Raw genomic sequence first — 18,590 nt, 5'->3', positions numbered from 1 at the left:
GGCCGGGGAACTAAAGAACCTTCAGGGGCCGACGTGGCCGAACAGGGATTGGGTGAATCGTACCCGTTCTTCGGCGTTTTCGCTGGCGCCGTTTTGTGCAAGTTCTGCCAAATGCCGCTCTACTGCTTCGGTACGGTGGGCCAAGCCACAGTCGTTGGCAATCTGGATGTTCAGGCCGGGGCGGGCGTTCAGCTCGAGAATCAGCGGGCCCTTCTCTTCGTCCAGCACCAGGTCCACCCCGATGTAACCCAGTCCGCATAGCTCGTAGCAGCTCGCGGCCAGCGCCATGAAACCCGCCCAATCAGGCAGTTGCACGCCGTCGACCGCATGGGTGGTGTCAGGGTGCTTACGAATGATCTTGTTCAGCCAAGTGCCCTGAAGCGTTATACCCGTGGCAAGGTCCACGCCCACGCCGATGGCGCCCTGGTGCAAGTTTGCCTTGCCGCCGGACTGGCGAGTGGGCAAGCGCAGCATGGCCATGACCGGGTAGCCCATCAGCACGATGATGCGGATGTCTGGCACGCCTTCATAACTGATGGCACGAAAGATCGGGTCAGGTTTGACCCGGTATTCGATCAATGCTCGGTCACGATGCCCGCCCAGTGAGTACAGGCCGGTAAGGATGCTGGAAATCTGGTGTTCGAGGTCTGCGCGGCTCAGCAGGCTGCCAGAGACCGTGCGGTAGTGGTCTTCAAAACGGTCGGTGATTACTAAAATGCCATCGCCGCCCGCGCCCTGGGCCGGCTTGATGACGAAGCCATCCCGGGCGTCTATGAAAGCGCCCAGGCGGCTGATCTGTTTTTCGGTGCTGATCACCCCATAGAGGTCTGGCACATGGATGCCCGCGGCCAGCGCGCGCTCTTTGGTGGTGATCTTGTCATCGACGCCAGGGTAGAGCCTGCGGTCGTTGTACTTCAGCACGTAGTCGGCATTGCGCCGGTTGATGCCCATGATGCCGCGGGCCTGAAGCGCCTTCCAGGTTTTGAGAAAAGCAAACATCAAGCGCCGGCCTCGTTATCCTGGGTAAACGCCTTGAAGCGGATCAGTTCGCTGAGCCGGTAACCGCGGTACCTGCCCATGGCCAGCATGAAACCCACCAAGATCAGCAAAACGGCCGGGAAGGTGAATACGAAGTAGATCATCTGCGGTACGCTCATCAAGATGTGCGCAAGCGACGCGGCCAGCAGCGTGCCGGCCGCCACCTTCATGGCGTAGCCACCGCCACGCTCTTCCCAGGTAATCGACAGTCGCTCGATGGTCATGGTCAGGATCACCATCGGAAACAGCGCTACCGACAAGCCGCGCTCCAGGCCCAGTTTGTGGCTGAGCAAGCTGATGGTGGCAATCATCACCACCACGAAGGTGAGCACCACCGAAAGCCTGGGCAGCATCTGCAGCTTCAGGTGCTCCAGGTACGAGCGCAGCGACAGCCCCAGGGCGGTGATCAAGCTGAACAAGGCGATGCCGTAGCCCAATTGGGTTTCGCGAAAAGCCAGGGCGATCAACACGGGGGTGAATGTGCCCAGCGTTTGCAGGCCGATCAGGTTACGCAAGATGAGGATCACCCATACTCCGATGGGGATCATCACCATGATCATGAAGGTTTGCTGGGTTTGCAGGGGCAAGCTGTACAGCGAGTATTCGAGAAAGTCTGCGTCGGTATTCTCGTCGGTGAGCTTGGCCAGGCGTATCGCGTTCATTTCGCTGTTATTGAGGGTGAAGCTGACCAGCACCTTTTTTCCGCCCTCGACCGCGACCAGGTTGTCGTCGCCGGTCCACCAGATCAACCGGTCGGCAGGCAGGCCTTGTTCGCCGGTTTCGGGGTTGAAGTACAGCCAGTCGTTACCATTGAAGCTGCGCAGCCACAGTTCGGGCACCTGGGGCATATTGGCAACCAGGCGCAGGGTGTGCACCCGCTCCAGCGGCACGTGGGCGACCGACAACAGCAGGTCTATCACCCGTGCCTTGTGCACAGGGGAACTGTCGCCACCCAACAGCAACTTGACGTTGTCGTCGTTCAGGTTGTTGACCCGCTTGATCGTTTCGCCAATGAACGTTTCGACGTCTGCAGAGTGCTGGCGGATCGGTGCCAGCAGGGCGTCGGCAGCGACCTTCTCGGGACCATCCAGCGGCACGCTGTCGCGAAAAACAGGCCCTTTGACCTTGGGTTTATCCTGGCTGTAACGCTTGGTGAGCACCAGGCGGTAGTAGAGCGTTTGGTTACCCGAGGCGCGCCGCGCCGACCAGGTGACCTTGCGGTTGCCATCGATGCGGTTGACGTTCACCCCATAGTTGTTGGAGATGAAGCTTTCATTGAGGCTCACGAAGTCATGGGCCAGCGGCGGCACGTACATTTGCACCTTGACCGGCACATTCGGCGTGGCGATGAAGGCGACCTTGGCGTCGATATTCCACAGGTCATCGGTTTCATCTTCGCTGACCGGAATGCCCAGCACGAAGATTTGGTAGCCCGTGATGCCTGCGCCTAACAACACCAATACGGCAATGAGGATCTTCAAATGAAGGTTCAGCGAACGCATTCGGTCTACTCGGCGGTGGGCGCGACAGTGGCGCAGGTGGGCTTGCCAGCGCTGTACCTCAGGCTGGGATCGACCACGACATTGAACTGTTCGAGCCCTTCGGCACCGATCAACAGCGGATACTGGAAGGTGCTACGGTTGGTCAGGTTCACCTGCAGGGTGCGCAAACGGTCGCCCATGCACACGCTGAGTTCGACCACGGGCCGGGCGGTGTAGCGCGGGCCCTGTTCGGCGTCGTAGTCATCCGCCCGGCGCTTGATACGGCTGACCCGTGCGAGTGGGCGCTCGATGGGGTGAGCATGGGCATTATCGATGGCCAGGTAAAAGCGAACCCAGGGTTGCCCGTCGCGCTTGAAACGGGTGATGTCCCGGGCGCTGAGCGAGGCGGTGACGGCGCCGGTGTCGAGCTTTGCCGGCACTTCCAAGTCGATGTCGAGCCGTGCGTATTCGTTGAGCCCGAAGGTCACTTTGCCCTGCGCCAGGCCCAGGCCAGGCAGCAGCATCAGGCCAAGCAGGGTGGGGAGCTTGGTGTGGGTCATGTGTCCTATGTTTGGCAGTGGCCGACGTGAGCATGTGCGAAAAACGCCAGAAACCTGGGTTTTTCGTACCCACCCCACGGCCCTTGATGGGCGGCGGATTCTAGCATGGTGTGTTTATGGCGCCAGCGCCACGCGGCCTGCGCAGCAGGACCCACACTGTCGCCCAGTGCTGCGGTTTTTATGCCGTTTTAAACGACATCGGCGAACTTTGACCTATTTGAACCGCCGTTCGACGCCCATTTGCGCAAGAATGCGGGTAGAGATTTCCTCCACCGAGAAGTGGGTGGAGTTAATATTCGGAATATTCTCACGGCGGAACAGGTTTTCGACTTCGCGCACTTCGAACTCGCATTGGGCGAAACTCGAGTAGCGGCTGTTGGGCTTGCGTTCGTGGCGGATGGCGGTAAGGCGGTCGGCGTCGATGGTCAGGCCGAACAGTTTCTGCCGGTGCGCCTGAAGCGCGCCTGGCAGTTGCAGGCGCTCCATGTCGTCTTCGGTCAATGGGTAGTTGGCGGCGCGGATGCCAAATTGCATGGCCATGTATAGGCAGGTGGGTGTTTTGCCACAACGCGAGACGCCGACCAGAATCAAGTCGGCCTTGTCGTAATAGTGAGTACGCGCTCCATCGTCGTTATCCAGGGCAAAGTTTACCGCCTCGATGCGCTCCATGTAGGCGGCGTTGCGGGCAATGGAGTGGGACTTGCCCACCGAATAGGACGAATGGTCACCTAGCTCTTGCTCCAAGGGTGCCAGAAACGTCGAGAATATATCGATCATGAAGCCGTTGGAGGTGGCCAGGATGTCGCGTATGTCCCGGTTCACGATGGTGTCGAAGATGATCGGGCGCACGCCGTCGCGCTCGGCGGCAGAGTTGATGTGCGCGACCATTGCCCGGGCTTTGTCGATGCTATCGATGTAGGGCCGGGTGAACTTGTTGAATGTTATGTTTTCGAATTGTGCCAACAGGCTTTGGCCCAGGGTTTCGGCAGTGATGCCAGTACCATCGGAAATGAAAAAGGCGGAACGTTTCATCTGTTCAGGGGCCTTAAGCTGCCGGATTTTCTTGGCTATGATACGCCCGTTTTCGCCGGCCACGGAGACCGCGTTCTCAGGGTTTTTTTGAGGGTCTAGGCCAATGTTGCCAGGGAGTGCCCTTGTAAGCCTCCCGGTTTCTGAGTTGTTCCAACCCAGTCAGTGGAGAGATCACCTTGGTAGAGTACGTAATTTCCCTCGAAAAGCTGGGCGTGCATGATGTGGAGCACGTGGGCGGCAAGAACGCCTCCCTGGGCGAGATGATCAGCAACCTTGCCGGCGCTGGGGTGTCGGTGCCTGGTGGCTTTGCGACCACCGCGCAGGCGTACCGCGATTTCCTCGAACAGAGCGGGCTGAACGACCAGATCCACGCCGCACTCGATGCGCTGGATGTCGATGACGTCAGCGCCCTGGCCAAAACCGGCGCACAAATTCGCCAATGGGTGATGGAGGCTGAATTTCCCGAACAGCTCAATCGGGAGATCCGCACGCATTTTGCCGAGCTGTCCAAGGGCAACCCAGACATCGCCGTAGCGGTGCGCTCGTCGGCCACTGCTGAAGACCTGCCGGACGCCTCTTTTGCCGGCCAGCAAGAAACCTTTTTGAATATCCGCGGTGTCGACAACGTGATCCGTGCGGCCAAGGAAGTGTTCGCGTCGCTGTTCAACGACCGCGCCATCGCCTACCGCGTGCACCAGGGCTTCGATCACAAGCTGGTGGCGCTGTCGGCAGGCGTGCAACGCATGGTGCGCTCCGAAACCGGTACCGCGGGGGTGATGTTCACACTCGACACCGAGTCGGGGTTTCGTGACGTGGTGTTCATCACGGCCGCCTATGGCCTGGGTGAAACCGTGGTGCAGGGCGCGGTCAACCCGGATGAATTCTATGTGCACAAGGGCACGCTCGAGGCGGGGCGCCCGGCGATCCTGCGGCGCAACCTGGGCAGCAAGGCGATCAAAATGGTCTATGGCGACGAAGCCAAGGCCGGCCGCTCGGTCAAGACCGTAGAGGTCGATAAAGCCGAACGCGCCCGCTTCAGCCTGACAGACGCCGAGGTCAGCGAGTTGGCCAAGCAGGCGTTGATCATCGAGAAGCACTATGGCCGGCCAATGGACATCGAGTGGGCCAAGGACGGGGACGATGGCCAACTGTATATCGTTCAGGCGCGCCCAGAAACCGTCAAAAGCCGCGGCAGCGCCAACGTGATGGAGCGCTATCTGCTCAAGGAGAAGGGCAAGGTGCTGATCGAAGGCCGTGCCATCGGCCAGCGCATCGGCGCGGGCAAGGTGCGGGTGATCCACGATGTGTCCGAGATGGACAAAGTCCAAGCCGGTGACGTGCTGGTGTCGGATATGACCGACCCCGATTGGGAACCGGTGATGAAGCGCGCCAGCGCTATCGTCACCAACCGCGGCGGGCGCACCTGCCACGCGGCGATCATCGCCCGCGAACTGGGCATCCCGGCGGTGGTCGGTTGCGGCAATGCCACTGAATTGCTTAAAGATGGCCAGGGCGTGACGGTGTCGTGTGCCGAGGGCGACACCGGCTTCATTTTCGAAGGCCAGTTGGGCTTCGACATCAAGGAAAGCTCCGTTGATGCCATGCCGGCGCTGCCATTCAAGATCATGATGAACGTGGGCAACCCCGACCGCGCTTTCGACTTCGCCCAGTTGCCCAACGAAGGCGTGGGGCTGGCGCGGCTGGAGTTCATCATCAATCGCATGATCGGCGTGCACCCCAAGGCATTGCTCGGCTATGCCGACTTGCCACCTGAGGTGAAACAAAGCGTCGACAAGCGTATTGCCGGGTATCCGGACCCGGTGGGCTTCTACGTCGAGAAACTGGTCGAAGGTATCAGCACTCTAGCGGCGGCGTTTTACCCCAAGAAAGTGATCGTGCGGCTGTCGGACTTCAAGTCCAACGAGTATGCCAACCTGATTGGCGGCAAACTGTTCGAACCCGAAGAAGAAAACCCGATGCTGGGCTTTCGTGGGGCGTCGCGGTACATCAGTGAGGCATTCCGCGATTGCTTCGAACTCGAATGCCGCGCGCTCAAGCGCGTTCGCAACGACATGGGGTTGGCCAACGTAGAGATCATGGTGCCGTTCGTGCGCACCCTGGGCGAAGCCAGCCAAGTGGTCGACCTGCTCGCCAGCAATGGCCTCAAGCGTGGCGAAAACGGCCTGAAGGTCATCATGATGTGCGAATTGCCGTCCAATGCGTTGCTGGCCGACGAATTCCTGGAGTACTTCGACGGTTTTTCCATCGGCTCGAACGACCTGACCCAATTGACCCTGGGCCTGGACCGCGACTCGGGGATCATCGCGCACCTGTTCGACGAGCGTAACCCGGCGGTCAAGAAGCTGCTGGCCAGTGCCATTGCCGCCTGTAACAAGGCCGGCAAATACATCGGTATCTGTGGCCAAGGCCCCTCGGACCATCCGGACCTGGCCAAATGGCTGATGGAGCAGGGTATCGAAAGCGTATCGCTGAACCCCGATTCGGTGCTTGAAACCTGGTTCTTCCTCGCCGAAGGCCAGCCCTGAACCCTGCTCGGTTAGCAACCCCATAAGGGGGCGTGAGCGCAGTGCCTCATACGAGGCAACGCTCACGGCCCGCCCGGCAACCGTCTCAAGCCAGGGTGGCTCGGCGGAGGTGTTCACGGCTAAGCTTTGCGGTAATGCTGCATGCCTTGCCCATAGGAGTTCACCATGCGCTACCTCACTCCCGATTTGTGCGACGCCTACCCGGACCAGGTGCAGGTGCTGGAACCTATGTTTCTCAACTTCGGTGGCCGCGATACCTTTGGTGGCCAGATCGTGACCGTCAAATGCTTCGAAGACAACTCGAGGGTCAAGGAACTGGTCGAGCAGCACGGTGCCGGCAAGGTGCTGGTGGTCGACGGTGGCGGCTCGCTCAGGCGGGCCTTGCTCGGTGACCTGCTCGCGGAAAAAGCCGCGCGCAACGGCTGGCAAGGTGTGTTGGTTTACGGCTGTGTGCGTGATGTAGACGTGCTTGCGCAGATTGATCTGGGCGTGCAGGCCTTGGCCGCCCACCCCATGAAAACCGATAAGCGCGGCATTGGCGACGTCGGGGTGCCGGTGACCTTTGCGGGGGTTACCTTGCGCCCAGGTGAATTCATCTATGCCGACAACAACGGCGTTATCCTGTCTCCGGTCGCCTTGAGCCTGCCCGAATAAGGATGCTGAGTTAAGGATGTTCGAAGAAGAAAACGCCGCATGGGGCCTAGTGCATGCCTTGGTGCTGGACGGCCAAGGTGGCGCACGTTGGTTGCGCTATGGCGAACTGCACGCCCTGCAATTGGCCCCCGGGCACAGCCTGTGGCTGCACTGGGACCGCGGCCACCCCCTGGCCCAGGCCTGGTTGCGCGATAACAGCGGGTTAAGCGAGTTCGTCTGCGACCTATTGCTCGAAGAGAACACCCGCCCGCGGCTGTTGCCGCTGCCCGACGCCGAGTTGCTGCTCTTTTTGCGCGGGGTCAACTTGAACCCCGGCGCGCAACCCGAAGACATGGTGTCGGTGCGTATTTTCGCCCAGGCCCAGCGCGTGGTGTCGCTGCGGCTGCGGCCGCTACGCGCCACTGACGAGTTGATTGGCCAACTGATGGCGGGCAAGGGGCCGCGGACTGCCTCGGAACTTATTCTGTATATCGCCCAGCACCTGACCGAGCGCGTTCAAGACCTGGTCGGCGGCCTTAGCGACACCCTCGATGAAGAAGAGGAGCGCATCGATGCCGACGACCGCTACCAGCCCGAGCACAACGGCCTGTTGCAACTGCGCCGTCGGGCGGCGGGCTTGCGCCGTTTCCTCGCCCCCCAGCGCGACATCTATGGGCAATTGGCCCGGGCCAAGCTACCGTGGTTCGCCGCCGATGACGGCGATTACTGGAATGAGCTCAACAACAGCCTTACCCGCTACCTTGAGGAGTTGGAGTTGTCTCGTGAGCGGGTGGCCCTGCTGCTGGAAGCCGAAGACCGTAGCCTGAACGAACGGATGAACCGGACCATGTACCGCTTTGGCGTGATTACCGGGATCTTCCTGCCGATGACCTTCCTTACCGGCCTGCTGGGCACGAATGTGGGCGGCATCCCTGGCGCGTCCAACCCCTATGGGTTTTTTGTGACCTGTGCGTTATTGCTACTGTTGGCCGCGGCAGAGTGGTGGATGTTCCGCCGCTTGCGCTGGTTGTAGCAATGATGAAAGTTCGCTCAGGGCATGTGACCCACCGCGACCATGGCACGTCTCCCGTTCATATTTAACGAGGAGTGCCCTATGCACGATCCGTTCGAACAGTCGCTGCGCGACATGCTCAACGCCCCAGGTGCCCACCGCGATCACAGCGAGCGGCTGGGCCGTGTATTGAAAACCGCGAACCGCCAGGTAGGGGCAACCGACCTATTCGGCCTGATGGGCCGCTGCCTGCAGGCGTTCATGATTGCGGTGAACAATGGCTCGGCGCACGTGGCCCCCGTTTCCCGTCGTACCCGCCGCGCAGAAGGCGCGGATAAGGCTGATTGAACATGGAACTCGACCTCTGGACACAGAGCCTGGTCACGGCGATGACCGCATTGTGGACCAAAGTGGCAGGCTTCATCCCCAACCTGTTCGGTGCGTTGGTGGTGGTGCTGCTGGGCTTTGTCGTCGCCAAATTGCTCGACGCGCTGCTCTCGCGTTTGCTTGCCAAGCTCGGCCTCGATCGGATCATGGGCGGCACCGGCTTGACCAAACTGATGGGCCGCGCCGGTATCCGCGTGCCGATTTCGGCGTTGGTGGGCAAGATCGTCTACTGGTTCGTGCTGCTGGTGTTTCTGGTATCGGCGGCCGAATCCCTTGGCTTGCAGCGTGTTTCAGCGACCCTCGATGTGCTGGCGCTGTACCTGCCGAAAGTATTTGGTGGCGCCTTGGTGTTGCTGGTGGGGGTGTTGCTCGCACAACTGGCGAACGGTATCGTGCGCGGTGCCGCCGAGGGCGTGGGGCTAGACTATTCCGCGGGGCTTGGCCGTATCGCGCAGTGGCTGGTGATAGTCATCAGCATTTCCGTGGCCATCAGCCAGCTTGAGATCAAGACCGACCTGCTCAACCATGTGATCGTCATCGTGCTGGTCACCATTGGCCTGGCGGTTGCCCTGGCCATGGGGCTGGGTAGCCGCGACGTCGCCGGGCAGATCATCGCGGGCATTTATGTACGGGAGCTATACCAGGTGGGCCAACATGTGCGGCTGGATGGCGTAGAAGGGCACATCGAGGAGATCGGTACGGTGAAGACAACCCTGATTACAGAGGAGGGCGAACTGGTTTCGCTGTCGAACAAGCGCTTGCTCGAGCATAACGTGACTAGCCGCTGAGGGGGCAAATGCTGGTAGTATGCCGCCCCGAAAAATGCTTGCTGGTGCGGGCATTCGTGGATGTGAACTTGATACCGGCTAGACCCGACTTGACTACAGTGCCCCAGCCTCCGATGCGTTATGACCCGCGCGCGCTCTCCGATGAGGCGCTGGTGGCGCGTTCGCACGAAGAGCTGTTCCACGTCACGCGCGCCTATGAGGAGCTGATGCGCCGATATCAGCGCACGTTGTTCAATGTGTGCGCACGTTATCTTGGGAACGATAGAGATGCCGATGATGTCTGTCAGGAGGTGATGTTGAAGGTCCTGTATGGCCTGAAGAACTTCGAAGGTAAATCGAAGTTCAAAACCTGGCTATATAGCATCACTTACAACGAATGCATCACGCAGTACAGGAAGGAACGGCGCAAGCGCCGCCTGATGGACGCATTGAGCCTCGACCCAGTCGAGGAAGCGTCTGAAGACAAGGCGCCCAAGCCGGATGAGCGAGGAGGACTCGACCGCTGGTTAGTGCATGTGAACCCGATTGACCGGGAAATTTTGGTGCTGCGCTTCGTGGCAGAACTGGAATTTCAGGAAATTGCCGATATCATGCACATGGGGTTGAGCGCTACGAAAATGCGATACAAACGTGCCCTGGACAAGCTCCGAGATAAATTCGCGGACATGCCTGAAACTTAAAATGGCACGGATATCTCTAACGGGCGTCAAGTTCTGCTAGAATTGACGTCGAGTTGCCCTCCAGGCATTTTGGGAGGGCCGCTTAACAATCACCATATGGGGATTTAACGGATGAAATTGAAAAACACCTTGGGCCTGGCCATCGGCTCTCTTGTTGCCGCAACCTCTTTCGGCGTACTGGCGCAGGGCCAAGGCGCAGTCGAGGGTGAGCTTTTTACCAAGAAGTACTACACCGATAGCTCCCGTGACCTGAAAGATGGCAACCTGTACGGCGGCTCGATCGGTTACTTCCTGACCGACGACGTCGAACTGCGCCTGGGTTACGACGGCATTCACAACATGCGTTCGAAGAACGGTACCGGTAGCCAGAAGATCCACGGTGGCGACGCGGCCATCGACGCTCTGTACCACTTCGGTACGCCCGGTGTAGGCCTGCGTCCGTATGTCTCGGCCGGTTTCTCCCAGCAGAGCATCAGCAACGTTCAAGCCGACGGCCACAGCGGCCGTGACCACTCCACCTTCTTCAACGCGGGTGCCGGTGCCAAGTACTACTTCACCGAGAACATCTATGCTCGTGCAGGCGTCGAGGCGATGTACAACATCGACCGTGGCGAAACCGAGTGGGCACCTAGCGTAGGTGTTGGCGTGAACTTTGGTGGCGGCACCAAGAAGGTTGCCGAAGTGGCGCCCGCTCCGGTGGCAGACGTTTGCTCCGACGCCGACCAAGATGGCGTATGCGACAACGTCGACAAGTGCCCGGATACCCCGGCCAACACTGCTGTCGATGCCGACGGTTGCCCGGCCGTTGCGCAGACTGTTCGCGTCGAATTGGACGTGAAGTTCGATTTCGACAAGGCCGTGGTCAAGCCTAACAGCTATGCCGACATCAAAAACCTCGCTGACTTCATGAAGCAGTACCCGCAGACCACCACCACCGTGGAAGGTCACACCGACTCCGTGGGTACCGATGCTTACAACCAGAAGCTGTCCGAAAAACGTGCTGCCGCTGTGCGTAACGTGCTGGTCAACCAGTACGGCGTTGAAGGTAGCCGTGTGAATTCGGTTGGCTACGGTGAGTCCAAGCCGGTTGCTGACAACGCCACCGAAGCCGGTCGCGCTGTAAACCGTCGTGTTGAAGCTGAAGTAGAAGCACAATCCAAATAATTGGTGAGTGCGTGAGAAAGCCCGGCCCTGTGCCGGGCTTTTTTATGCGCGCCCGTTGCGGGCAGCCGCTTGGCGCTGGGGCCCGTGGCGCCCTTGTACAACCCCCATACTGGCACGGCTGGCGGCGCAAGGTGTTAAGGGTTGCCGGCATTGGCCTTTGGGACGAACGGCGTGCGCGGCGTCAGATTTTACCGGCATGGTGCGCTGGCTGTGGGAGAATTAGCGGTTAATGTTAACCGCATACATGGTCTTTGCTCGTGTCGTCCAGCCTTCAATTCAGTTCGTTTTGCCAAGCGATTGCTCAAGCTTTGTCCGACGATGGTGTCGCCTGCGACGCCGGGCGCGTTCAGCAGGGGGTGCGTGCCACGCTCCACGCCATGGGCTTGGAGGGCCCATCGGCGACGCTGATTCAACCCTTCTTGGAGCGGTGGGTGCCGCTGCTGGAAAGCGAGTTGGGGTTGACGGCGATGGGGGCGCAAGGGGAACGCCGTTTTCACGGCATGCCAGCGCTCAATGCCCGCTTGGCGCAATTGCGCGGGGCGGCTGCCCGCCCTGCGGCGCCGGCGCAGGCGGTGCGCATGGAGCTAGACTTGCCGAGTTTCTGCCAAGGGCTTAGCCAAGCGCTGGCGGCCGATGGTAGGGAGCTGGCAGCGGCCTGGCTGGAGCACAGCTGGGTCACCCTGGGCACTGATGAGCGCGCTCAGGGTGTCGGGCTGCGCAAGGAGCAAGGGCGTTGGAAGCTCGAACTGCATTGGTTGGCCCAACATTATGCAGCGTGGCTGGCACAGTTGGCCGCGGCCCTCGGCGCACCGGGCCAACCTGGCGGGTGGCTGCACGCCTGGCCGCACACCCGCGCCAAGTTGGACCAGCTTGAGCAGGTGCTGCACACCCAGCTTGACCTCAGCCGTGGGCAGGTCAGCGGCCGGCGTGGATGGGTGGGCGAGGCGATCGTGGCGGCGGCGGCGGGAGAGCCGGCCGAACAGGTAAGCGCACGGGTGCACCGGGCGCGCTTTGGCTTGCGCGCTGTTCACTGACGTACCTGGCGGCGGCCGCGCCCGGCCGGCCGCTCGGCTTTCTGCTATGCTGCGCCCTCGATTTCTCAGCCTACAAGTGATTGCACCGATGAAAACGCTGCTGATCGAACTCATCACCTTGATCAGTTCCGGCTGCATGCAAGCCGAAGAGATCGAGCAGGTCGCCGCCGAAGCGGCCCAAGCCCATGCCGACGCGGCTGCCTTTCTGGCTGCCAACCCGGATATCAACTACGACGACAGCTTTCCGATCCCGCTGTGGCAGTGGATAGTGCTCGGTAGCCTGCCCGATACCGTGTTCTTCCAAGCCGACAGCTACGCCGAACTGTTCGGGCAGGTGAGCGCCTCGTTCGGCGAGCAAGTGGCCATCCACCTTAAGCCCAAGCAGTTGGCCCGCACTGAACCCTTGGCCGCGCTCACCCGTATCCAGACGCAGTTGGCGGCACTGAGCAAAGACCTGGGCGGCTATGTGTTGGTCGATTTTGGCGAACGGCTGGATTTCGAGCTGCAGATGGTGCTGGTGTACGGGCACGATGTGCCACGGGTGGTCGAACTGTGCACGCAATTGGGTATCGCCGCGGCACCCTCGCTGCAGGCACTGCGTGTCGCCCTCCACACCGGCTGAACGCGCCACGCCAGGGAACCGCCGGCCATGGCCACGGCCTAAGGGAGGTGCCATTAGCAAGGAGCCAGACATGGGTTCGACTTTCAACAGCTTGGTGGGCTTGGTCATCCTGGCGTTGGATATCTGGGCGATCGTTAACGTACTCAAGAGCAAGGCCGAGATCGGCATGATGGTGTTGTGGATTTTATTGATCGTACTGCTGCCGGTGTTGGGGCTGATTATCTGGGCCATAGCTGGGCCGCGGGGAAACGTTCGCTTATAAACACCGGGTTCGATTTGTCACGCCCTTCGACGTAGAATGCGCCCCTTTCCATCGTTGTAGGGGCATGCCCATGAGCGACTACCAGGAAACACTGTACGAAGGCTATGGCCAGCGTTTTCGCATCGAGAAAATGCTGCACGAAGTGCGTACCGAGCACCAGCACCTGGTGATTTTCCAGAACCCGGTGATGGGCCGGGTGATGGCGTTGGACGGTGTGATCCAAACCACCGAGGCCGACGAATACATCTACCACGAAATGCTCACCCATGTGCCGATCTTCGCCCACGGCGCGGCCAAGCGCGTGTTGATCATCGGTGGTGGCGATGGCGGCATGTTGCGGGAGGTCTGCAAGCATGCGTCGGTGGAGCACATCACCATGGTTGAGATCGACGCCACGGTGGTCGATATGTGCAAAACCTACCTGCCGGAGCATTCCAAGGGCGCTTTCGAAGACTCGCGCCTGAACCTGGTGATCGACGACGGCATGCGGTTCGTGGCCAATACCCGCGAAACCTTCGATGTAATCATTTCCGACTCTACCGACCCGATCGGCCCAGGCGAAGTGTTGTTCTCCGAGAACTTCTACCAGGCCTGCCACCGCTGCCTGAACGAGGGCGGCATTCTAGTTACCCAGAACGGTACCCCCTTCATGCAGCTTGGCGGCGTAAAGAACACCGCGGGGCGCCTGCGCGGGGTGTTCGCCGACTGGCACTTCTACCAAGCGGCGGTGCCCACTTATATCGGTGGCGCCATGGCCTTCGCCTGGGGCGCTACCCGCAGCGATTACCGCAAGCTGCCGGTCGAAACCTTGCACCGGCGTTTCGCCGGCAGTGGCATCGTTACCCGCTACTACAACCCAGCCATTCACGTGGGTGCTTTCGCCTTGCCACAGTATGTGTTGCAGGCCGTGAACAAGCCCAGCAATGCCTGACAGCACAGCCCAGGCGGCATGGTCGCTTCTCCCAAACGAATTTTTCACTCGGGTTCGCTGACAATTGGCGGCTAGTATGGTGTTTCAGAATTTGGTTGCACAATGTGGGTGGTGTGCTCTATTGCCGGGCTGCGTTGCCGCGTCTCACCATAGCCCTGCTATGGCGGGTGCGGTGCCATGCCCCACAACCTCCGCCCACCCATCCGGCTGCGAACTTCTGACGCACTCCACTAGCTCGCCTGGCTTTCGCTCAGGCGACCTTATGTTCAACCGCTTACGGAAAACCAACCACACATGGCCATCCAGGATGCCCTGAGCCCGGCGGGCAAGCCGCCGCGGCGGCGACAGCCCACCCTTAAGTCGCACCTTGCCTACCTGCTGTTGTGTACCCTGGCGCTTATGCTGCTGCAAAGCGGCCTGCGCTTGGCGTTGCTGATTTACAACCGCGACCAGATCGGCACCACGCCGGCGGCCACCTTCTTCGAAGCGTTCGGCAATGGCCTGCGTTTCGATGCCAAGGTGACGGTATACGTAATGGTACCGGTGCTGCTGGCGACGTTGTTCGCCTATACCATGCGCTGGCGCGGCGTGTTCCGTTTCTGGCTCACCGCAGCCGCCAGCGCCGTGCTGTTGTTGGGGGTGATGGAACTCGACTTTTACCGGGAATTTCACCAGCGGCTGAACGGCCTGGTGTTCCAGTATATGAAGGAAGACCCGAAAACGGTCTTGAGCATGATCTGGTACGGTTACCCGGTAGCGCGCTATTTGCTCGCCTGGGCGTTGGTTACCTGGCTTTTGAGCCTGGTGTTCAAAGGCATCGACCGCCTGACGCTGCGGCGTGACGCCCTGGCTACCGAGGCGCCAGCCGGCCACCACGTGGCCCCCTGGTATGGCCGGGTGGTGGTATTCCTGGTACTGCTGTGCGTGGCGGTGGTCGTCGCTCGCGGCACCTTGCGCCAGGGGCCGCCGTTGCGGTGGGGGGATGCCTTCACCACCGATTCGATCTTCGCCAACCAGTTGGGGCTCAATGGCACCCTCAGCCTGGTGGAGGCCTACCGCACCGCCACGGGTGAGGACCGGGCGAACATCTGGAAGGCGACCTTGCCGCAGCAGGAAGCGACGGCACAGGTACGCCAGATGCTGCTGACGCCTAACGACCGGTTGATAGATACTGACAGCGCTGCCGTGCGCCGAGTGTTCACCCCGCCGGTAGAGAACACCCTGCCTGGCATCAAGAACGTGGTGGTGATCCTGCTCGAAAGCTTCGCCGGCCATTCGGTGGGCGCGCTGGGCAGCGACGCGGGTATAACGCCGTACTTCGATGCGCTGGCCAAGCAGGGGCTGTTGTTCGACCGGTTCTTCTCCAATGGCACCCATACCCACCAGGGTATGTTCGCCACGATGGGGTGCTTTCCCAACTTGCCGGGCTTCGAGTACCTGATGCAAACCCCGGAGGGCAGCCACAAGCTGTCGGGCTTGCCGGCGCAATTGAGTGCCCGCCAATACCATGATGTATACGTGTACAATGGTGATTTCGCCTGGGACAACCAGTCGGGTTTTTTCGCCAACCAGGGTATGACCACGTTCATTGGCCGCAACGACTTCGTTAACCCGGTATTCTCCGACCCTACCTGGGGTGTATCCGACCAAGACATGTTCACCCGTGGCAACGAGGAGCTCGACAAGCTCTCCGCCACCGGCAAGCCGTTCTACGCCTTGCTGCAGTCGCTGTCGAACCATGTACCCTATGCGTTGCCACCACAGTTGCCAGTGGAGCGGGTAACGGGCCATGGCAATTTCGATGAGCACCTGACCGCGATGCGTTATTCGGACTGGGCGTTGGGGCAGTTCTTCGAGCGGGCCAAGAAATCGCCCTACTACAAAGACACCCTGTTCGTGATCGTGGGTGACCACGGCTTCGGCATCAACTACCAGGTTACCGAGCTGGACCTGGCACGTTTCAACGTACCGATGCTGATGATTGCCCCGGGTATCCAGGAAAAATTTGGTGCCGTGAGCCATACCGTGGGCACCCAAGTCGACATCGTTCCCACCATCATGGGCCGCCTGGGCGGCCCCACCCAGCACCAGTGCTGGGGCCGCGACCTGCTCAACCTGCCGGCCGGCGACGCCGGCTTCGGTGTGATCAAGCCTTCAGGCAGCGAGCAAACGGTGGGTATCGTGCGTGGCGACCGCCTGTTGATCGAGTCCAAGGAGCTTGACCCACGGCTGTACCACTACACCCTGGGGCGGCACTTCGAGGCAGAGCGGGTCGATGACCCGGCCAGTATCGAGCAAGGGCGCAAGCTGCTGGAAAGCTACATTCAGACTGCGACCAAAAGCCTGCTCGACAATACGGCCGGCGCGCAGCAAAGCCCGCGCGAATGACCCTTGGCCATCTTGGTGTTTCAGCGGTTCGGTTGAACGGCTGAACACCCTACAGGCTTAGATAGCGCGGGCGAACCCGGAAAGCCGCAGGCCGCTGGCGATCGCCCCAACCAGGGCGAAAGCACAGCCTAGCCACAGCGCGACCTGCGGCCCGGCACCGGGCGACAGGTGGAAACACAGCGCGACCAGCGAAGCGCCCAGGGTTTGCCCCACCAACCGCGATATGGCGACCACGCCGCTTGCCCCGCCACTGCGTGAGGTGGGGGCGCTGGTCATCAGCGCTTTGAGGTTGGGCGACTGAAAAAAACCGAAACCAGCACCGCACAGCGCCATGCGCCAGCCGATGTCCAGCGCGCTGGCGCCCGGTTGTAGCAGGGCCAGGCTGCACATCCCCGCGCTTAGCGCCAGCAAACCCAGGCCGCCGAGCAACCCCGGCGGGTAACGGTCCGCCAAGCGCCCGGCCACCATGGCCATCAACGCCACCACCGCCGGCCACGGCGTAATGAGATAGCCTGTAGCCACCTGACTATGGCCAAGCTGATGCTGCAGCAAAAAGGGTAATGCCACGAACGCCAGGCCCTGGGTGCTGAACGAACATACCGAGGTCAGCGAAGACAACGCGAACAGCGGCCGGCGGTATAGGTCTTGGGCTAGGATAGGCGCCGGGTGGCCAGCCTGGCGGCGCAATAGCCAGGCGCCGCATAGCAGCGCCAGCAGCAGTTCCAACACGGTCGCCACAGGGGATACGCCCTGTACACCGGTGGTCAGGGCCAAGGTGAGGCCGCCGAACAGCCCGGCGCACAACAGCGCTGCACCGCGATCGTACACATGGGTCGAGCGCTCAAACTGCGGTAAATTGCGCGAGGCCATCCAGCCGGCTGCTAGGCCCAGCGGAACGTTGATCAAGAATAACCAATGCCAGGATGCCAGTGAAAGAATCGCCGAGGCCACCGTTGGCCCCAGGGCAAACGACATTCCCACCACCAGCGCGTTGATGCCCATGCCTTTGCCGAGCTGGCGCGAAGGGTAGATAAAGCGCAGCAGTGCTGCATTTACACTCATCAAGGCCGCCGCCCCCAGCCCCTGCGCGACCCGCGCTATGGCCAGCGATGGCAGCGACCAGGCCAGACCGCACACCAGCGAGGCCAGTACGAACACCCACAACCCAGCCAAATACACACGGCGGTGGCCAAGTACCTCGCCGAGCGAGGCGAACGGTAGGATGGTTGCGACCATCACCAACTGGTAGGTATTCACCACCCAGATCACTGATGCGGCGTCGGTACCAAGGTTAACCGCCAGAGTGGGCAGGGCGGTATTGACGATCGCGGTATCGAGGGTGGCCATGCCAACGGCCAGGCATACGGCGATCATGGCGGGGATCAAGCGCTCGCGGGGTAAACCATCGGTAGGGCCGGCCATTGGCGTCCTTAAAAGGTTATAAAACAGCAGCGGGCCTTAGCCTAGCAGTTGGCTTGATCAATTTTGTAAGATTTTTCGGGCAAGCATGCCTGGTGTGGTGGCTCGGCGGTTTGCCCTGGTATTGACGGGTAAACGCTATTTTCGAGTACGGCGCGATGGCCGATCATAACCAGGGTATGGCGAGCAGCGACAACGCGGCTCGGCAGCGAAAGATGCCCGCGAAATGATGCGCCGGCGCCAGGTGCTATCGCCCTTAGCCAAGCCGCGCCAGCGACGGCGGCCGGATAACCTGGCGGTTAACCGGCCGTTTTTCAGCGTTTACGTTTGCCGGTCAGCGGCTGCCGCTATGGCTGTTGTGGCCGCCTTTGCGGCCAGCCTCGGCGGCACGCTCGCGGTCGTGGGAGAAATTGCCCCCCGAGGATTGCCCGCCCTTCTTGCCGGCGTCGGAGGCCTTTTCGCGATCGTTTGCAAAGTTGCCGGGGTTGCTATTTCCGCTTTTGCTCATGATGCTCTCCTAAGTATCAATGTTCATACCTGAATGGTTCAGGTAAGAACTGTGACCGGCCGCCGGCGATACATGACTCACTCTTTTTTAATAGGCCCGATGAGC

The 18,590-nt window shown here is 60.8% G+C and carries 18 protein-coding genes; 12 read left to right on the top strand and 6 right to left on the bottom strand.

The window, feature by feature from the left end; genetic code table 11:
* Window positions 1-21 precede the first annotated feature (21 nt).
* The 4 genes from HAQ05_RS15275 to ppsR all read right to left on the bottom strand — a co-directional run bounded on the left by HAQ05_RS15275 (window position 22) and on the right by ppsR (window position 4,111).
* On the bottom strand, window positions 22-999 hold the full coding sequence (locus tag HAQ05_RS15275) for an alpha-L-glutamate ligase-like protein (protein WP_190422062.1): 978 nt from the start codon (window positions 997-999) through the stop codon (window positions 22-24).
* Window positions 999-2,540 carry an osmotic stress tolerance membrane protein RloB gene (gene rloB / locus HAQ05_RS15270; protein ID WP_190422060.1) on the bottom strand — a complete coding sequence of 514 codons (1,542 nt, stop codon included), beginning with the start codon at window positions 2,538-2,540 and terminating at the stop codon, window positions 999-1,001. The genes HAQ05_RS15275 and rloB overlap by 1 nt, the downstream gene beginning before the upstream one ends.
* Before the next feature lie 5 nt (window positions 2,541-2,545).
* Window positions 2,546-3,079 carry an ATP-dependent zinc protease family protein gene (locus HAQ05_RS15265; RefSeq protein WP_190422058.1) on the bottom strand — a complete coding sequence of 178 codons (534 nt, stop codon included), beginning with the start codon at window positions 3,077-3,079 and terminating at the stop codon, window positions 2,546-2,548.
* Between the two features lie 213 nt (window positions 3,080-3,292).
* Entirely contained in the window at window positions 3,293-4,111 is an 819-nt protein-coding gene (gene ppsR / locus HAQ05_RS15260) for a posphoenolpyruvate synthetase regulatory kinase/phosphorylase PpsR (protein WP_190422056.1), read from the bottom strand.
* A 176-nt stretch (window positions 4,112-4,287) separates the two neighbouring features.
* Between ppsR and ppsA the strand changes: the two genes are divergently transcribed.
* The 12 genes from ppsA to HAQ05_RS15200 all read left to right on the top strand — a co-directional run bounded on the left by ppsA (window position 4,288) and on the right by HAQ05_RS15200 (window position 16,558).
* Window positions 4,288-6,657 (top strand): phosphoenolpyruvate synthase, encoded by a 2,370-nt coding sequence (ppsA, locus tag HAQ05_RS15255; protein WP_190422054.1) that lies wholly within the window; start codon window positions 4,288-4,290, stop codon window positions 6,655-6,657.
* Between the two features lie 165 nt (window positions 6,658-6,822).
* Window positions 6,823-7,311, top strand: coding sequence for a ribonuclease E activity regulator RraA (gene rraA, locus HAQ05_RS15250; RefSeq protein ID WP_190422052.1), 489 nt, complete (start codon window positions 6,823-6,825; stop codon window positions 7,309-7,311).
* 16 nt (window positions 7,312-7,327) lie between these two features.
* Window positions 7,328-8,323, top strand: coding sequence for a zinc transporter ZntB (locus HAQ05_RS15245; protein ID WP_190422050.1), 996 nt, complete (start codon window positions 7,328-7,330; stop codon window positions 8,321-8,323).
* Window positions 8,324-8,404: 81 nt separating this feature from the next.
* On the top strand, window positions 8,405-8,650 hold the full coding sequence (locus HAQ05_RS15240) for a CrfX protein (RefSeq protein WP_190422048.1): 246 nt from the start codon (window positions 8,405-8,407) through the stop codon (window positions 8,648-8,650).
* 2 nt (window positions 8,651-8,652) lie between these two features.
* A complete protein-coding gene (locus HAQ05_RS15235; RefSeq protein ID WP_190422046.1) occupies window positions 8,653-9,477 on the top strand; it encodes a mechanosensitive ion channel family protein in 825 nt (274 codons plus the stop codon).
* A 113-nt stretch (window positions 9,478-9,590) separates the two neighbouring features.
* On the top strand, window positions 9,591-10,157 hold the full coding sequence (gene sigX, locus HAQ05_RS15230; protein WP_190422044.1) for an RNA polymerase sigma factor SigX: 567 nt from the start codon (window positions 9,591-9,593) through the stop codon (window positions 10,155-10,157).
* Between the two features lie 111 nt (window positions 10,158-10,268).
* Window positions 10,269-11,321: an OmpA family protein gene (locus HAQ05_RS15225; RefSeq protein ID WP_190422042.1), complete on the top strand. Its 1,053-nt coding sequence runs from the start codon at window positions 10,269-10,271 to the stop codon at window positions 11,319-11,321.
* 257 nt (window positions 11,322-11,578) lie between these two features.
* Window positions 11,579-12,355, top strand: a complete 777-nt coding sequence (locus tag HAQ05_RS15220) for a hypothetical protein (RefSeq protein WP_190422040.1) — start codon at window positions 11,579-11,581, stop codon at window positions 12,353-12,355.
* A gap of 88 nt (window positions 12,356-12,443) precedes the next feature.
* Window positions 12,444-12,977: a hypothetical protein gene (locus HAQ05_RS15215; RefSeq protein ID WP_190422039.1), complete on the top strand. Its 534-nt coding sequence runs from the start codon at window positions 12,444-12,446 to the stop codon at window positions 12,975-12,977.
* A gap of 70 nt (window positions 12,978-13,047) precedes the next feature.
* Window positions 13,048-13,239 (top strand): PLDc N-terminal domain-containing protein, encoded by a 192-nt coding sequence (locus HAQ05_RS15210; RefSeq protein ID WP_190422036.1) that lies wholly within the window; start codon window positions 13,048-13,050, stop codon window positions 13,237-13,239.
* Between the two features lie 70 nt (window positions 13,240-13,309).
* Entirely contained in the window at window positions 13,310-14,170 is an 861-nt protein-coding gene (speE, locus tag HAQ05_RS15205) for a polyamine aminopropyltransferase (RefSeq protein WP_190422034.1), read from the top strand.
* Between the two features lie 294 nt (window positions 14,171-14,464).
* A complete protein-coding gene (locus HAQ05_RS15200) occupies window positions 14,465-16,558 on the top strand; it encodes an LTA synthase family protein (protein WP_190422032.1) in 2,094 nt (697 codons plus the stop codon).
* A 57-nt stretch (window positions 16,559-16,615) separates the two neighbouring features.
* Here the strand turns inward: HAQ05_RS15200 and HAQ05_RS15195 are convergent, their stop codons facing one another.
* Together HAQ05_RS15195 and HAQ05_RS15190 are read right to left on the bottom strand one after the other, a co-directional pair.
* On the bottom strand, window positions 16,616-17,980 hold the full coding sequence (locus HAQ05_RS15195; RefSeq protein WP_190422030.1) for an MFS transporter: 1,365 nt from the start codon (window positions 17,978-17,980) through the stop codon (window positions 16,616-16,618).
* 331 nt (window positions 17,981-18,311) lie between these two features.
* Window positions 18,312-18,485: a con-10 family general stress protein gene (locus HAQ05_RS15190; protein ID WP_190422028.1), complete on the bottom strand. Its 174-nt coding sequence runs from the start codon at window positions 18,483-18,485 to the stop codon at window positions 18,312-18,314.
* Window positions 18,486-18,590: the final 105 nt, after the last annotated feature.

It is taken from the genome of Pseudomonas typographi (assembly GCF_014694385.1).
Lineage (GTDB): Bacteria > Pseudomonadota > Gammaproteobacteria > Pseudomonadales > Pseudomonadaceae > Aquipseudomonas > Aquipseudomonas typographi.
Note: the sequence above shows the minus strand (reverse complement) of the source record. Positions and strands in the feature narration are given on the sequence as shown.

Excerpts from the sequence above, each read along its gene's own strand:
- HAQ05_RS15235 (WP_190422046.1), top strand. The coding sequence starts at position 8,653 with ATGGAACTCGACCTCTGGACACAGAGCCTGGTCACGGCGATGACCGCA.
- sigX (WP_190422044.1), top strand. The coding sequence starts at position 9,591 with ATGCGTTATGACCCGCGCGCGCTCTCCGATGAGGCGCTGGTGGCGCGT.
- HAQ05_RS15210 (WP_190422036.1), top strand. The coding sequence starts at position 13,048 with ATGGGTTCGACTTTCAACAGCTTGGTGGGCTTGGTCATCCTGGCGTTG.
- HAQ05_RS15245 (WP_190422050.1), top strand. The coding sequence starts at position 7,328 with ATGTTCGAAGAAGAAAACGCCGCATGGGGCCTAGTGCATGCCTTGGTG.
- HAQ05_RS15225 (WP_190422042.1), top strand. The coding sequence starts at position 10,269 with ATGAAATTGAAAAACACCTTGGGCCTGGCCATCGGCTCTCTTGTTGCC.
- rloB (WP_190422060.1), bottom strand. The coding sequence starts at position 2,540 with ATGCGTTCGCTGAACCTTCATTTGAAGATCCTCATTGCCGTATTGGTG.
- HAQ05_RS15215 (WP_190422039.1), top strand. The coding sequence starts at position 12,444 with ATGAAAACGCTGCTGATCGAACTCATCACCTTGATCAGTTCCGGCTGC.
- HAQ05_RS15195 (WP_190422030.1), bottom strand. The coding sequence starts at position 17,980 with ATGGCCGGCCCTACCGATGGTTTACCCCGCGAGCGCTTGATCCCCGCC.
- HAQ05_RS15240 (WP_190422048.1), top strand. The coding sequence starts at position 8,405 with ATGCACGATCCGTTCGAACAGTCGCTGCGCGACATGCTCAACGCCCCA.
- HAQ05_RS15275 (WP_190422062.1), bottom strand. The coding sequence starts at position 999 with ATGTTTGCTTTTCTCAAAACCTGGAAGGCGCTTCAGGCCCGCGGCATC.
- speE (WP_190422034.1), top strand. The coding sequence starts at position 13,310 with ATGAGCGACTACCAGGAAACACTGTACGAAGGCTATGGCCAGCGTTTT.
- HAQ05_RS15190 (WP_190422028.1), bottom strand. The coding sequence starts at position 18,485 with ATGAGCAAAAGCGGAAATAGCAACCCCGGCAACTTTGCAAACGATCGC.
- rraA (WP_190422052.1), top strand. The coding sequence starts at position 6,823 with ATGCGCTACCTCACTCCCGATTTGTGCGACGCCTACCCGGACCAGGTG.
- HAQ05_RS15265 (WP_190422058.1), bottom strand. The coding sequence starts at position 3,079 with ATGACCCACACCAAGCTCCCCACCCTGCTTGGCCTGATGCTGCTGCCT.
- HAQ05_RS15200 (WP_190422032.1), top strand. The coding sequence starts at position 14,465 with ATGGCCATCCAGGATGCCCTGAGCCCGGCGGGCAAGCCGCCGCGGCGG.
- ppsR (WP_190422056.1), bottom strand. The coding sequence starts at position 4,111 with ATGAAACGTTCCGCCTTTTTCATTTCCGATGGTACTGGCATCACTGCC.